We start from the raw sequence: 14,270 nt of genomic DNA on the forward strand, positions 1-14,270 counted from the left end.
GCTCCTGAGTCTGATTGATGGTTAAGCTTGTCGCAACAACCAGAGACGGCTTGCGACGCTTTAGCGAAATTTTTATACCGCGTCGCAAGTTGTCTGTTAACTCAGCGGTTCCTACTACGTGGTATTTTACGCTTCTTCAAAAATTTTTGTGTGGAGCAACGCAAAAGTGTTGTTCCAGGATACGTCTGAATGCTGTTACGAATATTCCGGTTGTTCTCGTTCTTTCCCTTGCCCGTGCTGCATTGCCTGGGCAGCATGCTGGGTTGGCTAGTCTATTTAATCTCCCCCTCGTATCGTCGGCGCATGCGCGAGAATATGACGCGGGCGGGTTTTGCCGGCGCGCTGCCCGCCGCTGTGGCGGAGTCCGGCAAAGCCATTGCCGAGCTGCCTTTCATCTGGTGCGCCTCGGATGCGCGCATCGGCCGCCGCGTGTTCATCAAGGATTACCGCATCGTCGAGGAAACGCTGGCCGCGGGCCGCGGCATCGTATTCCTGACGCCGCACCTGGGCTGCTTCGAAATCACCGCGCAGCGCGTGTCGCATGACACCGAGCTGATGGTCATGTACCGTCCCCCCAAGCAGGAAGCGATGAAGCCGCTGGTGGAAGGGGCCCGCGCGCGCGGCAACCTGCGCCTGGCCCCGGCCAACCTGTCCGGGGTGCGCATGCTGGCCAAGTTCCTCAAGCAGGGCAAGCCGGTCGGCATCCTGCCCGACCAGGTGCCGCAGGAAGGCGAAGGCGTATGGGCCGACTTCTTCGGCCGCCCGGCCTACACGATGACGTTGCCGGCCAAGATGGCCAAGCTGGGCGGCGACGCGCCGATCATCCTCACCTACGCCGAGCGCCTGCCGCGCGGCAAGGGCTTCCTGCTGCATTTCGTGCCATTCACGGGCTCGCTGGACGGCGACAGCGCCCAGCAGGCGCGCGCCATCAACGCGGCCATGGAGCAGCTGATCGCCGGCTGCCCGGCCCAGTATTACTGGAGCTATAACCGCTACAAGGTGCCGAAAGGCGTCACCGGCCCCGCCGCCACGCAGGAGGCCGCATGAAACTGCTGCTGGGATTCATGTGGTTGCTGCACTGGCTGCCCTTGCCGGTGCTGGGCCGGTTCGGCGACCTGGTCGGCAGCCTGCTGTTCGTCATCATGGGCCCGCGCCGCGAGATCGCGCTGACGAACCTGCGCCTGTGCCTGCCCGAACTGTCGGAAGCCGAGCGCCGCACCTTGGCGCGGCAGCATTTCCAGGCGTATTCGCGCAGCGTGTTCGAGCGCGCCATCCTGTGGTGGGCGTCGGAAGCGCGGCTGCGCCGCCTGATCGTCATCGAGACCAGCGCGGGCATGCCGCCCGGCCAGATTCCGGTCGCGGCGATGACGGAAAAGCCGACCATCCTGCTGTGCCCGCACTTCGTCTGCCTGGACGTGGCAGGCGCCTCGATCGCGATGGAGGCATCGGCCTCGTCGATGTACGTGCAGCAGAAGAATGCCGCGTTCGATGCCGTGCTGCGCGCCGGCCGCGCCCGCTTCAAGCCGGTCAAGCTGTTCACCCGCCAGGACGGCATCAAGCCGATCCTGCGCGCGCTGCGCGACCGCCTGCCCTACTTCATGCTGCCGGACATGGACTTCGGCGAAAAGGACGCGGAATTCGTGCCCTTCTTCGGCATCGACGCGGCCACCCTGACGGCCACGGCCCGCATCGCCGCCACGACAGGCGCCCAGGTGATGCCCGTGATCGCCACCTTCCTGCCGGGTTATCGCGGCTGGCGCGTCAAGTTCTATCCGGTGTGGGACAATTACCCCGGGCCCGACATGGTGGCCGCCACCCGCCGCATGAATGCCTTCATCGAGGACCGCGTGCGCGAGGCGCCGGCCGAGTATTTCTGGACCCATAAACGTTCTCAAAACCCGGCCGAACGGCGAACCGTCCTTCTACTCGAATAAACGATGAAACTCAAATTCACCAAGATGCATGGCGCGGGCAACGACTTCGTGGTCATCGACGCCATCAACCAGCAGATCGACTTCTCGCCCGCCCAGTGGCAAGCCCTGGCCGACCGCCGTTTCGGTGTCGGCGCCGACCAGATGCTGGTCGTGGAAAAATCCGCGCAGCCCGGCTGCGATTTCCGCTATCGCATTTTCAACAGCGATGGCGGCGAAGTGGAACAATGCGGCAACGGCGCCCGCGCTTTTGTGAAATTCGTGGCCGAGAAAGGCCTGACGGACCGGCGCAGCATCTGCGTCGAAACGATGGCTGGCGTTATTTCGCCGCGCCTGGAAGAAGACGGCAGCGTCACCGTGGACATGGGCGCGCCTGTGCTGGAGCCGGCCCTGGTGCCGTTCGACACGGAAGGCCTGCAAGGTCAGCCGCAGGGCCAGGACACGTTGTGGCCGCTGGTGCTGGAACTGGCCGGCGAAAAGGAAACCGTGCTGGTGTCGGTGCTGTCGATGGGTAATCCTCATGCGGTGCAGGTCGTGACCGATGTGGACACCGCGCCTGTCGAGCTGACCGGGCCGCTGATCGAGCTGCATCCGCATTTCCCGAAACGCGTCAATGCCGGTTTCATGCAGGTGCTCGACCGCCAGCATATCCGCCTGCGCGTATTCGAACGCGGTGCCGGCGAGACGCTGGCCTGCGGCACGGGCGCCTGCGCGGCCGCCGTGGCCGGCATCCGCCGTGGCCTGCTGGATTCACCGGTGCGCGTGGATGCGCGCGGCGGCCAACTGTCGATCGCCTGGGCCGGCGAAGGCCAGCCCGTCTACCTGACGGGCCCGGCCGTGACGGTGTTCGAGGGCGAAATCGAGCTGTAACCCGGAACCACCGGGGAGACGATGTGCGCCCCCGGCCGGGTCAAGCCGCCAGCAGCGCGCTGTCGCAGCGCGCCAGCCACGTCTTCAGGCGATACAGACGCTGGCGGTAATTGCCTTCCACGGCCGCGCCGTGCCCTTCGAACAGGCGCACGGCCCGGTCCAGCGCCTGGCGCTGGCGCCCGGTGCGCACGAGCACCAGCCGGCGCCGGCTGCGTTTATACAAGGCGCGGATATCGACGACGAGGCAGTGGCCCTGGTCGGCTGCACACACGTCCAGCAACAGCGCTTCGGCGCGGCTCAGGTGAAACAGGGCCGCCAGCTCGATGCGCGCGGCCAGCAACGGCTGCCTTGCCGCCTGCTCCCCGGTCAGGTGCTGTGCCAGCTGGGCCGCCCAGGCCGTGCCGGCCGCTGGCGGCGCGAGCCGCTCCAATGCCGCGTGCGCCGGGGCACAACCCTGCGCCGCCGCACGCTGCAACCAGTACAGCGCCTGCACGTCGTGCTGCTCGTCCTCGCGGCGCTGGCGCCAGGCGTGCATGCCGCACTCCAGCTGCGCCTGTGCATGCCCCAAGTGCGCGGCCCGCTCCAGGCAGGACTGCGCCGCCGCGGCGCTGCGCTGCGAGCAGCCGCCATTCATATAGATGCGCGCCAGCGCGAACCAGGCGTCGGCCTGGCCCTGCTGGCCGGCCTGCGTCAGCCAACGGATCGCACGCTTGAATTGCACCGCGGCGCCGGGCACCCGGTTGCCTTCCCGGTCCATTCCTGCCAGCAGCAAGCCCAGCGCCAGCTGGGCAGCGGACTCGCCCGCCGCGGCTGCCAGCGCCAGCCCCTCATCCTCAACCGCTGCCGGTCGCACCGGTTCAGCGCTCTGCGCCAGCGCCGGCGTGGCCGGCAGCGGCGTGACACCATCGGAGCCAGCAGTGGACCGCAAGTCCTGCAGATTGGCGCGGCCGATCAGCAGGCGCGCCTCGTCCAGCCCCTGCCGGGCGGCGCGCTCCAGCCAATGCAGCGCCGTGGGCGGGCTCAGCGGCAGACTGGCGCTGCCGCGCAAATACAGCCGGCCCAAGGCCAATTGGCACGCGGCATCGCCCGACCGTGCTCCCCGAATCAAAACCAGCTCCTCGCGATTGGCCATAAGCGTTGCGTCGATGTGCCCCGGCAGGCAGGGCTTGTCTCCATTGTTGTGATGGCAGCGACGGCCGGCACGTGTTGCGTGGCTCAGACAGCCTTCCGCCGAGCCCCGGCGCCCTTGAGCGGGCACAAGCCGGTCCGGACCGCAGTGCGACTACGCTAGCGATATGAATACCTTACCAATGAAAGGACGAGGGGACGGTAGCTTGCGTCTTTGGACCGTAAAACTACCGTTCCAAAAATACAACAACCTGACAGGTTTACTTTTCTTTCCACCATTACTCATGCTCATAATCGACCAATCCAGCGAGACTGACGAGGACGTGTACTAAAGTTTCAGCCAGTCGAGTGTTCGAGACGCACTCCCGAGCTTTCGGATTTGTACCGATAATTTAATAAGGACAATCAAATGAAGAAATCCTTGGTGGCCCTGGCCCTGATGGGTGCATTCGGCAGCGCCTTCGCCCAATCCTCCGTGACCATCTACGGCACGCTGGACGCCGGCATCTCCCGCACGACCCATACCGCCAACGACGCCACGCTGATCGGCAAGCGCGACAACAACAAGCTGGGCTTCCGCGGCGTGGAAGACCTGGGCAATGGCCTGAAAGCACTGTTCCAACTGGAAATTCGTTACGAACCCGACACCGGTACGCTGGAAAACGTCAGCCGTCCGCTGTTCCAGGGCCAGAGCCGCGTCGGCCTGCAGGGCTCCTTCGGTACCGTGCGTATCGGCCGTGGCCTGTCGGCTTTCCAGGAATCGGTGATCGCCTTCGAACCGTGGTCCGGCATCCCGGCCGTGGCGGGCTACCAGACCAATCTGCAGGTGACGGGCTATACCAGCGATCCGCTGGGCCCGGCCGGCAACTCGGCCAACCGCTTCTCCAACGCGCTGTTCTACAACACGCCCGTGATGAACGGCTTTCAGCTGAACGTGACGGTCGCGACCAAGGAAGCCAACGGCAACCCGGCCATCGTCGGCCGCGGCACCGCGGCGGCGCCCCAGTATCCGGCCAACTCGGAAGCGTCGGCCAATCCGTACTCGATCAGCGCGACCTACACCAATGGGCCGTTCGCGGCGATGCTGGCGCACGAGCGCAACGGCATCGAAACGAAGCTGTATTCGGTGGCCGCATCGTACAAGCCGACCACGGCACTGAAACTGATGGCCTCGTACCAGAAGCAGGACCAGAGCCACACGATGCTGATCAATCCGGACACGGACGCCTGGATCATCGGCGCCAATTACACGGTCGGGCCGGGCAAGTGGCTGATCGGCTATGGCCAGAAAACGCCGGATGGCGTGCTGAAGACAAAGCAGGCGTCGGTCGGCTACGAGCACAGCCTGTCGCCGCGCACCTACCTGTACGTGGACCTGTCGCAGAAGAAGACGCCGTTCACGCCGGCAGCCACCAACGACGTCGAGCAGAACCACTACGCGCTGGGCATCCACCACAACTTCTAAGCGGCCCGGTCACGCTGAAAAAGACGCCTGCGGGCGTCTTTTTTGTTGCCTCTCGGGTAAAATGTGGCCTGGCTTTATCCGATGTGACAACAATGACCGCTACCCTGGACTCCACCGCCGTCGCCCGCTACCTGGCGGACCATCCCCATTTCTTCGAAGAGCACGCCAGCCTGCTGGGCGACGTTCGCCTGTCCAGCCCACTGACGGGCCGTGCCGTGTCGCTGCAGGAACGACAGATGGAAGTGATGCGCGAAAAGTACAAGGCGCTGGAGCTGCGCCTGGCGGAACTGAACCGTAACGCGCAGGAAAACCAGGCGATCGCCAACCGTTTCCACGGCTGGAACCAGTCGCTGCTGCGCGAGCACGACGTGGCCGGCATGCCACGCGCCGTCACCGAAGGCCTGAAAAGCAGCTTCAACGTGCCGGCCGCTACGCTGCGCCTGTTCAACGTGGCGCCGCAGTACCAGGACGAGTGGTTTGCCGCCGGCGTTTCCGACGATGCGCGCCTGTTCGCCAACGGCCTGCAAGCGCCTTATTGCGGCAGCAACAACGATTTCGAGGCGGTGCGCTGGCTGGACGACGCGGCTTCCATCCAGTCGGCCGTCATCGTGGCGCTGCGCGCGCCCGGCACGAAGGGACCGGCCTTTGGCCTTCTGATCATGGGCTCGCCCGACGCCGAACGTTTTACTTCGCTAATGGCCACCGATTTCCTGGTGCACATCGGCGAAACGGCCAGCGTCGCGCTGGCCCCGCTGCTGGCCTGATATGACGGACGCGGCCGGCAGCCGGACGGCCGACTGGCTGGTCCACCTGGCCACGCAGCGCAAGCTGTCCGCCCACACGGTGGCCGCCTACGGCCGCGATCTCGACGAGCTGGCCCGGCTGGCCGACGGCCGCGACTGGGCCGCCATCGGCAGCGCCGACATCCGCCGCTACGCCAGCAAACTCCATGCCGCCGGCCAGGACGGCCGCACGATCGCTCGCAAGCTGTCGGCCTGGCGCGGCTTTTTCGACTGGCTGGCCGAACACGTCGCCTTGCCTGCCAATCCCGTCGACGGCGTGCGCGCCCCGAAACGCGCCAAGTCCCTGCCCAAGGCGTTGTCCGTGGACGATGCCGTGCAGCTGGTCGCGACGCCAGCGCGCAAAGCCGCCGCCGCGCCCACCTCCGCCGAACTGTGCAATACCGCCATGTTCGAGCTGCTGTACTCGAGCGGCCTGCGCGTTTCCGAGCTGTGCAGCCTGGACCTGCACTACCGCAAGGCCGACGGCGCCCTGCCCGCCTCCACCGGCTGGCTCGAGCGCGACAATGGCGAGGTGATCGTCACCGGCAAAGGCAACAAGATGCGCCGCGTGCCCGTCGGCAGCGCGGCGCTGGCGGCCATCGACGCCTGGTTGCGGGTGCGGCCCGCCCCGGCGGACGGCAGCGCCGCGCTGTTCCTGAACGAACGGGGTGGCCGGATGGCGCCACGTGTCGTGCAGACGCGGCTGAAAGCGCATGCGCTGGCGACCGGCGCGCCGATGCACGTGCATCCGCACATGCTGCGTCACTCGTTCGCGTCGCACGTGCTGCAGTCGTCCGGCGACCTGCGTGCCGTGCAGGAAATGCTGGGGCATGCCAGCATCACGTCCACCCAGGTGTACACGGCGCTCGATTTCCAGCACCTGGCGCAGGTCTACGACAAGGCGCACCCGCGCGCCAAGTAGGTGCCAGCGCCCCCTGATCCGAATCAACATCGGGGTTGGACAGCAATATTGAAATTCCGGCATAATCGTCCGATTCTGTTACCGGTATGTGCCATGTCATTGATCCCGACCACCATTCTCACCGGCTTCCTGGGCGCCGGTAAAACCACGTTGCTCAACCGCATCCTGCGCGAGCAGCACGGCATGCGTATCGCCGTCATCGAGAACGAATTCGGCCAGGAGAACATCGACAACGAGATCCTCGTGCAGGAAAGCCGCGAGCAGATCGTCGAGATGAACAATGGCTGCATCTGCTGCACCGTGCGTGGCGACCTGATCATCGGCCTGTCCGACTTGGCGAAAAAGCGCGCGGCCGGCGAGATCGCGTTCGACCGCGTCGTCATCGAAACGACGGGCCTGGCCAATCCGGGCCCGGTGGCGCAGACCTTCTTCATCGACGACGAAGTGGGCAGCAACTACCTGCTGGACGCCATCGTCACCGTCGTCGACGCGCGCCATGCCATGCAACAGCTCGACGACAACGAGGAAGCGCAGCGCCAGGTGGGCTTTGCCGACAAGATCCTGCTGTCGAAGACCGACCTGGTGGACGACGCGGCGATTGCCGAGCTGACGGCGCGCCTGAAGCGCATCAACCCGCGCGCGCCGATCGGCCGCTCCGACTTCGGCAACGCGCCGATCACGGAAGTGCTGGACCTGAAAGGTTTCAACCTGAACGAAAAGCTGGAGCTGGACCCGGACTTCCTGGCGGCCGAAGAGCATGACCATGATCATGATCATGAGCACGGCGAACACTGCGATCACCCGTCGCACGCGCACGACCACACGCATGATCACCATCGCGCCCACCATACGGACGAGATCGCGGCCTTCGTGTTCAAGAGCGACCGTCCGTTCGACTCGGCCAAGCTGGACGAGTTCCTGGGCGGACTCGTCAATGTGTACGGGCCTCGCATGTTGCGCTACAAAGGCGTATTGTGGATGCAGGGCGCCGAACGCAAGGTCGTATTCCAGGGCGTGCATCAGCTGATGGGAAGCGACCTGGGCGCCAAATGGGACGAAAACGACGTTCGCGGCAGCAAAATGGTGTTTATCGGTAAAAATCTGCCAAAAGACATCTTTGTTCGCGGTCTGGAACAATGTTTGGTATAAACTAACCCGGTTTTTGTGGGGCCGAGCCAGGTCCCGGCCGCCACGGCCGACCGGCTGGATTTGAAAACTCTGTCGTATCGAAGGTAAGCGAAGTCATGACCAAAACAAATAAATCGACCCCCGCGGCTGCAGAAGCTCCATTGCTCACCGAAGAAGAAATTCTGGCGATGAGCGACAAGGACTACATGAACCCGGCACAGATGGCCTTCTTCAAGGCGCGCCTGCAGGCGCTGGAGAAAGAGCTGCTGAAAAACGCTGGCGAGACCACGGAACACCTGCGCGAAACCGTGCTGGTGCCCGACCCCGCCGACCGCGCCACCATCGAGGAAGAGCACGCGCTGGAACTGCGCACGCGCGACCGCGAGCGCAAGCTGCTGAAAAAGGTCCAGCAATCGCTCGTCGCCATCGAAAACGGCGAATACGGCTGGTGCGAGGAAACCGGCGAGCCGATCGGCATTCCCCGCCTGATCGCGCGCCCGACGGCCACGCTGTCGCTGGAGGCGCAGCAGCGCCGCGAGCTGAAGCAAAAACTGTACGGCGACTGAACCGCGCCACTCACGAAAAAAGCATGCCGCGGCATGCTTTTTTTGTGCCCGCTACACTGGCGGGAATACATGAGGCATGGGCATGGGACTCTTCACGCGATTTCGCAAAGGCAAGACGGACCACAGCGTCGACGACGACGAGGTACTCGCGCGCCTGTCCGCCAACAGCGAACTGCGGCGGCAACGCGAGCAGGCCGACCTGCAGCGCGACATTGCCCGCGCCACGGCCCTGAAGATCGACGCCATCGAGGCCGCGATGGCGGCGGACATGTTCGACGACCCGGAACCCACGTTCCGCCGCCCGCCCCGTCCCACGCCGCCGGCACAGCAGGACGGCAATACGCTGCCCCTGCTGGACGGCGCCGTCACGGAATTGCTGGGCGACGAGGAGACGCCCGCTGAAGCGGCCGCCGCCGAGCGCGCGCCTGTCGTCGAGGAGGCGGCGCTGCTGTACGCCGGCGGCGATGCGGCGGCGGCGCGGCAATTGCTAGCGGCGGCCGTCGCGGGCGACAGCGGCGCGCCTGGCGCGCGCGACCGCACCGCCTGGTGGATGCTGTTCGACCTGTACCACGTGCTGGGAGAACAGGATGCGTTCGACGACCTGGCCATCGATTACGCCAGCACGTTCGAGACGTCGCCGCCAAGCTGGCAGCCGCCGCCTGCCGGCGCGGATGGCTACAGCGGCGTAGCGCCCACCGTGCAGTTCAGCGGAATGCTGGACGAGCGCGCCGTGACCCAGGCCGAGCGGCTGCGCACGGCCGCCGACGCCCCCGTGCTGCGGGTCGACTTCAGCCGCGTGCTGGCCGTTACGCCGGCCGGCTGCGGCCCGGTGCTGGACGCCTTGCGTGCCGTGTCGCCGCAGCGCGAACTGCAACTGGCCGGCGCCGGGGAACTCGTCGCCCACCTGCGCGCGCTGCTGGACGTGGGCCGGCGCGACGAAGGTGAAGCGCCCTGGCTGTTGCTGCTCGAACTGCTGCGCCTGCTGAACCGCGAGAAGGAATTCGAGGAAGCGGCGATGGACTACTGCGTGACGTTCGAAATGTCGCCGCCACAGTTCGTCGCGCCCGGCAATGTGGCGAACACGCCACGCCAGGCCGGCGCCCCGGCGGCGGATCGCTATTTGTTGCCGCACGTCATCGAAGCCGACGTCGAGCCTTTACTGGCCGCGATCCGCGCCTATGCTGGACAGGGAGCGACGCTCGTGTTCGACTGCTCGCACCTGGTGCGGATCGACCTGGCAGCGGGCGGCCAGTTGCTGGGATGCCTGCGCGCGTTGGCGCAGGAAGCGTCCCGGCGTATCGAGTTGCGCGAGCTGAACCATCTGGTGGCGGCACTGTTGCGCCTGCTCGGATTTGCCGACGTGGCACGGCTGTTTCCGCACCGATACTGACAGCCGGTGCCGCTTGCTGCCGGCTTGCAATTTCGTCGTCCAGCCCCATTTTTGCCGCTGGACGCCGATTCGCGTCATTACTTTGAGGCATTTATGGAACAATTTCACGGTACCACGATCCTGTCCGTCCGTCGCGGCAAGCAGGTGGCGCTGGGCGGCGACGGCCAGGTAACGCTGGGCAATATCGTCATGAAGGGCACGGCGCGCAAGGTGCGCAAGCTGTACCAGGGCAAAGTGCTGTGCGGCTTCGCCGGCGGCACGGCGGACGCGTTCACCTTGCTGGACCGTTTCGAAGCCAAGCTGGAGAAACACCAGGGCAATCTGCTGCGCGCCTCCGTCGAGATGGCCAAGGACTGGCGCACCGACCGCGTGCTGCGCCGCCTGGAGGCGATGCTGCTGGTGGCCGATGCCGAGTCGACCCTGATCATCACGGGCAACGGCGATGTGCTGGAGCCGGAAGACGGCATCGGCGCGATCGGTTCGGGCGGCGTCTACGCCCAGTCGGCCGCCAAGGCCCTGTTTGAGAACACGGAACTGGCACCGAGCGACATCGTCAAGAAATCACTGACGATCGCCGGCGAGCTGTGCATCTACACCAACCTCTCCCACATCATCGAAACCCTGGACTGAGACGACAATGACCCATATGAACATGACGCCGCAGGAAATCGTCGGTGAACTCGACAAGCACGTCGTCGGCCAGGGCAAGGCCAAGCGCGCCGTCGCCATCGCGCTGCGCAACCGCTGGCGCCGCCAGCAGGTCGAAGAACCGCTGCGCCACGAGATCACGCCGAAGAACATCCTGATGATCGGCCCGACGGGTGTCGGTAAAACCGAGATCGCGCGCCGCCTGGCCAAGCTGGCCGACGCGCCGTTCATCAAGATCGAAGCCACCAAGTTCACCGAAGTGGGCTACGTGGGCCGCGACGTCGACACCATCATCCGCGACCTGATCGACATCGGCGTCAAGCAGACCCGCCAGGCCGAGATGGCCAAGGTGCGCGCCCGCGCCGAGGACGCGGCGGAAGACCGCATCCTGGACATCCTGCTGCCGCCGCCGCGCGACTTCGGTTTCCGCGAGGCGTCCGAGCCAGCGGCGGACGGCACCCGCCAGACCTTCCGCAAGCGCCTGCGCATGGGCGAGCTGGACGACAAGGAAATCGAGATCGAGCTGGCCGAACCATCGCCGCAGATGGAAATCATGGCGCCGCCGGGCATGGAAGAGATGACGGAGCAGATCAAGTCGATGTTCTCCGGCGTGGGCGGCGGGCGCAAGAAGGCGCGCAAGGTCAAGATCCGCGAGGCCCTGAAGCTGCTGGTGGACGAGGAAGCGGCGAAGCTCGTCAACGAGGACGAGATGAAGCAGAAGGCGATCCAGAACGTGGAGCAGAACGGCATCGTGTTCCTGGACGAGATCGACAAGATCGCATCGCGTTCGGAGACGGGCGGCGCTGACGTCTCGCGCGCCGGCGTGCAGCGCGACCTGCTGCCGCTGGTCGAGGGCACCACCGTGAACACCAAGTACGGCATGATCAAGACGGACCACATCCTGTTCATCGCTTCGGGCGCGTTCCACCTGGCCAAGCCGTCCGACCTGATTCCGGAGCTGCAGGGCCGCTTCCCGATCCGCGTGGAGCTGGAATCGCTGTCGATCGCCGACTTCGAGCGCATCCTGACCAGCACGGACGCCTGCCTGACGCGCCAGTACGAGGCGCTGCTGGCCACCGAGGGCCTGACCCTGCAGTTCGACCAGAGCGGCATCACGCGCCTGGCGGAGATCTCGTACCAGGTCAACGAGCGCACCGAGAACATCGGCGCACGCCGGCTGTACACGGTGATGGAAAAGCTGCTGGAGGAGATCTCGTTCGACGCGGCCGACCGCCAGGAAAAGACCATCGTGATCGATGCGCAGTACGTCAACCAGCGGCTGGACGCGCTGGCGGTCAACGAAGACCTGTCGCGCTACGTACTGTAACGAAGGAGACTGCGATGGCGAACAAGGCCCTGGCCACCCGGCAGAAGATGCGCATTCGCGTCGAGCCATCGCAGAGCGCGCCGCGCAACCCGTTCGCGGCGCTGGCCAAAGCGCGCGCCGCCGGGCCGCACGAGCGCAGCAAGTCGGCCGAACGGCAGGCGGCGAAGCGGGCGATTGCCAAGGCCAAGCTGAAGCCGGAGCCGGAGGAATAAGCGCAAACCCGCCGGTGTCAGGCACCTATCTGCGAGTCTTCGACTCGCAGATAGGTGCCTGACACCATGGGTCTCCCTTACTGCCCTGTACTGGTCCGCTGCGCCGGCGCCGACTGCACCGGCGCCAGCTGGCCCGGCTGGCCGACCGGCGTGCCGGGCGGCGGCGTGGCCGAAGGCGCTGGCTGCGGTGGCGTGATCGGCTGCGCCTGCGGCGGCGCAGTCCCCCGCGCCACGTCCGGCAGCGGCGCGGCTGTCGTCATCGACACGCCCGTGTCGGCCGGCAGGTCCAGGCGCTTCTGTACGCCCCCTTCCGACAGCGTCACGGAACGCGCCTGCACCTCTTTCACCACGACACCGGGCGCCAGCTCGGCACCGACCGGGTACGCCTTCGGCGCCTCGTTGTTGGCGGCGATGATCGCCACGCTGCGCCGGCCATTGCCGGCCGCGACGACGCCGCGCAGCTGATACGTGCTGGCGGCGGCGACAGCCGTCTCGCCGCCGAACAGGCCGCGCGCCGCGTCGATCAGCGCCGGCGGCGTGTCCAGTACCGGCACGGCCGCGATGGGGCGCTGCGCCGGCTTGTACAATTGCAGGCCCCAGTAGGCCACGGAAGCCGTCAATGCCACCACGGCGGCGACGGTTGCTACGAAAGGCAATCGGTTCATACGGTTTCCATCTTCAGCGCACCAGCTGATTGATTTCGATAATCGGCATCAGCACGGCCAGCACGATCAGCAGCACCACCACGCCCATCGCCAGGATCAGCGCGGGCTCGAGCAGGCCGGCGATCGTCAGCGTGCGCCGTTCCAGGTCCGCTTCCTGCGCGGCGGCGGCGCGTTCCAGCATCGCCGGCAGCTCGCCCGTGATCTCGCCAGCGCGAATCATGTGGATCAGCATCGGCGGGAAGTGCTTCTGCGCCGACAGCGCCCGCGCCAGGCTGACACCCTCGCGCACCGCATCGCTGGCCTCTTCCACCAGCTGGCGCATCGCCACGTTCGACAGCGTGTCGCGGCTCGTCTCCAGCGCGCGCAGGATCGGCACGCCGGAACCGGTCGTGATGGCCAGCGTGCTGGCAAAGCGCGACGTATTCAGGCTGCGCTCGAACTTGCCGTACAGCGGCGCCGTCAGCAGCCACGTGTGCCAGCGCGTCTTCAGCGCGATGTTCTCCAAGGCCTTGCGCCACATGACCCAGGCCCCCACCAGCAGCACGGCCACGAAGATGCCGTAGTGCCGCACGAAGTCGGAGACCGCCAGCATGATCACCGTCAGCAGCGGCAGCTTCTGCTTGGTGTTGGCGAATACGGAGACGATCTGCGGCACCACGTAGGTCAGCAGGAAGATCACGATGGCGAACGCCACCACCGTCACGATGGCCGGGTACGTGAACGCCAGCTTGACCTTCTGCACCAGCGCGTTGCGCCGCTCGATATAGTCGGCCAGGCGCGACAGCACGCGCGAGAGCTGGCCGATCTGCTCGCCGGACGCCACCAGCGCCCGGTAGATTTCGGCGAAGTCGCGCGGATGGCGGCCCAGCACGTCCGACAGGGACGCGCCGCCGATCACCTCGGAGCGGATCGACGCGATCAGGTCGCGCACGTACGCCCGCTCGGCCTGTTCCAGCAGCGCGGTAAACGCCTGCTCCAGCGGCAGCCCTGCTTCCAACAGGCTGGCCAGCTGGCGCGTAAACAGCGCCAGCTCCGTCGTCGACAGCTTCTCGCCCAGGCCGCGGCGCGCGGTGGCGCCGCTGGCATCGACCTGCGCCGAGATGGCATCGACCTTGATCGGCACCAGGCCCTGGCCGCGCAGGTCGGCCCGCGCCGAGCGCGCGCTGTCCGCATTGACGACGCCCTTCTTGGTGGCGCCGCCCGCGTCGACGGCTTCGTATCGGAATGCCGGCATGG

The 14,270-nt window shown here is 66.1% G+C and carries 14 protein-coding genes and 1 pseudogene; 12 read left to right on the top strand and 3 right to left on the bottom strand.

The annotated features are described in order from the left end of the window. Positions 1-189: 189 nt before the first annotated feature. From E7V67_024920 to dapF, 3 genes and pseudogenes are all read left to right on the top strand, one after another. On the top strand, positions 190-1,047 hold the full coding sequence (locus E7V67_024920) for a lysophospholipid acyltransferase family protein (GenBank protein WUR12895.1): 858 nt from the start codon (positions 190-192) through the stop codon (positions 1,045-1,047). Beyond that, a pseudogene (locus E7V67_024925) lies at positions 1,044-1,941 on the top strand (lipid A biosynthesis acyltransferase). Before E7V67_024920 ends, E7V67_024925 begins: the two are co-directional and overlap by 4 nt. Continuing rightward, a complete protein-coding gene (dapF, locus tag E7V67_024930; GenBank protein ID WUR12896.1) occupies positions 1,938-2,801 on the top strand; it encodes a diaminopimelate epimerase in 864 nt (287 codons plus the stop codon). Before E7V67_024925 ends, dapF begins: the two are co-directional and overlap by 4 nt. Before the next feature lie 40 nt (positions 2,802-2,841). Here dapF and E7V67_024935 read toward each other — a convergent pair whose 3' ends face one another. Further along, positions 2,842-3,933 (bottom strand): SEL1-like repeat protein, encoded by a 1,092-nt coding sequence (locus E7V67_024935; GenBank protein ID WUR12897.1) that lies wholly within the window; start codon positions 3,931-3,933, stop codon positions 2,842-2,844. 405 nt (positions 3,934-4,338) lie between these two features. On the opposite strand from E7V67_024935, the gene E7V67_024940 reads away from it, so the two are divergent. From E7V67_024940 to E7V67_024980, 9 genes are all read left to right on the top strand, one after another. After that, positions 4,339-5,394: a porin gene (locus E7V67_024940; GenBank protein WUR12898.1), complete on the top strand. Its 1,056-nt coding sequence runs from the start codon at positions 4,339-4,341 to the stop codon at positions 5,392-5,394. Positions 5,395-5,486: 92 nt separating this feature from the next. Further along, positions 5,487-6,158: a DUF484 family protein gene (locus E7V67_024945; GenBank protein WUR12899.1), complete on the top strand. Its 672-nt coding sequence runs from the start codon at positions 5,487-5,489 to the stop codon at positions 6,156-6,158. 1 nt (position 6,159) lies between these two features. Next, the gene (locus E7V67_024950) at positions 6,160-7,098 is read left to right on the top strand and encodes a tyrosine recombinase XerC (GenBank protein WUR12900.1); all 939 of its coding nucleotides are present in this window, start codon (positions 6,160-6,162) and stop codon (positions 7,096-7,098) included. A 93-nt stretch (positions 7,099-7,191) separates the two neighbouring features. Further along, positions 7,192-8,247: a GTP-binding protein gene (locus tag E7V67_024955; protein WUR12901.1), complete on the top strand. Its 1,056-nt coding sequence runs from the start codon at positions 7,192-7,194 to the stop codon at positions 8,245-8,247. A gap of 95 nt (positions 8,248-8,342) precedes the next feature. Beyond that, a complete protein-coding gene (gene dksA, locus E7V67_024960; protein WUR12902.1) occupies positions 8,343-8,792 on the top strand; it encodes an RNA polymerase-binding protein DksA in 450 nt (149 codons plus the stop codon). 82 nt (positions 8,793-8,874) lie between these two features. Beyond that, complete coding sequence (locus E7V67_024965; protein ID WUR12903.1) at positions 8,875-10,182, top strand: STAS domain-containing protein; 1,308 nt, start codon at positions 8,875-8,877, stop codon at positions 10,180-10,182. A 93-nt stretch (positions 10,183-10,275) separates the two neighbouring features. Continuing rightward, complete coding sequence (hslV, locus tag E7V67_024970; protein WUR12904.1) at positions 10,276-10,812, top strand: ATP-dependent protease subunit HslV; 537 nt, start codon at positions 10,276-10,278, stop codon at positions 10,810-10,812. 16 nt (positions 10,813-10,828) lie between these two features. Beyond that, positions 10,829-12,157, top strand: coding sequence for an ATP-dependent protease ATPase subunit HslU (gene hslU, locus E7V67_024975; protein WUR16342.1), 1,329 nt, complete (start codon positions 10,829-10,831; stop codon positions 12,155-12,157). Positions 12,158-12,171: 14 nt separating this feature from the next. Next, the gene (locus E7V67_024980; GenBank protein ID WUR12905.1) at positions 12,172-12,369 is read left to right on the top strand and encodes a hypothetical protein; all 198 of its coding nucleotides are present in this window, start codon (positions 12,172-12,174) and stop codon (positions 12,367-12,369) included. A gap of 77 nt (positions 12,370-12,446) precedes the next feature. On the opposite strand, the gene E7V67_024985 is transcribed toward E7V67_024980, so the two are convergent. Beyond that, positions 12,447-13,034, bottom strand: coding sequence for a type II secretion system protein N (locus tag E7V67_024985; protein WUR12906.1), 588 nt, complete (start codon positions 13,032-13,034; stop codon positions 12,447-12,449). Positions 13,035-13,047: 13 nt separating this feature from the next. Next, the gene (gene gspF / locus E7V67_024990) at positions 13,048-14,268 is read right to left on the bottom strand and encodes a type II secretion system inner membrane protein GspF (GenBank protein WUR12907.1); all 1,221 of its coding nucleotides are present in this window, start codon (positions 14,266-14,268) and stop codon (positions 13,048-13,050) included. Positions 14,269-14,270 lie beyond the last annotated feature (2 nt).

The sequence above is a fragment of the [Empedobacter] haloabium genome (assembly GCA_008011715.2).
GTDB lineage: Bacteria > Pseudomonadota > Gammaproteobacteria > Burkholderiales > Burkholderiaceae_D > Rugamonas > Rugamonas haloabia.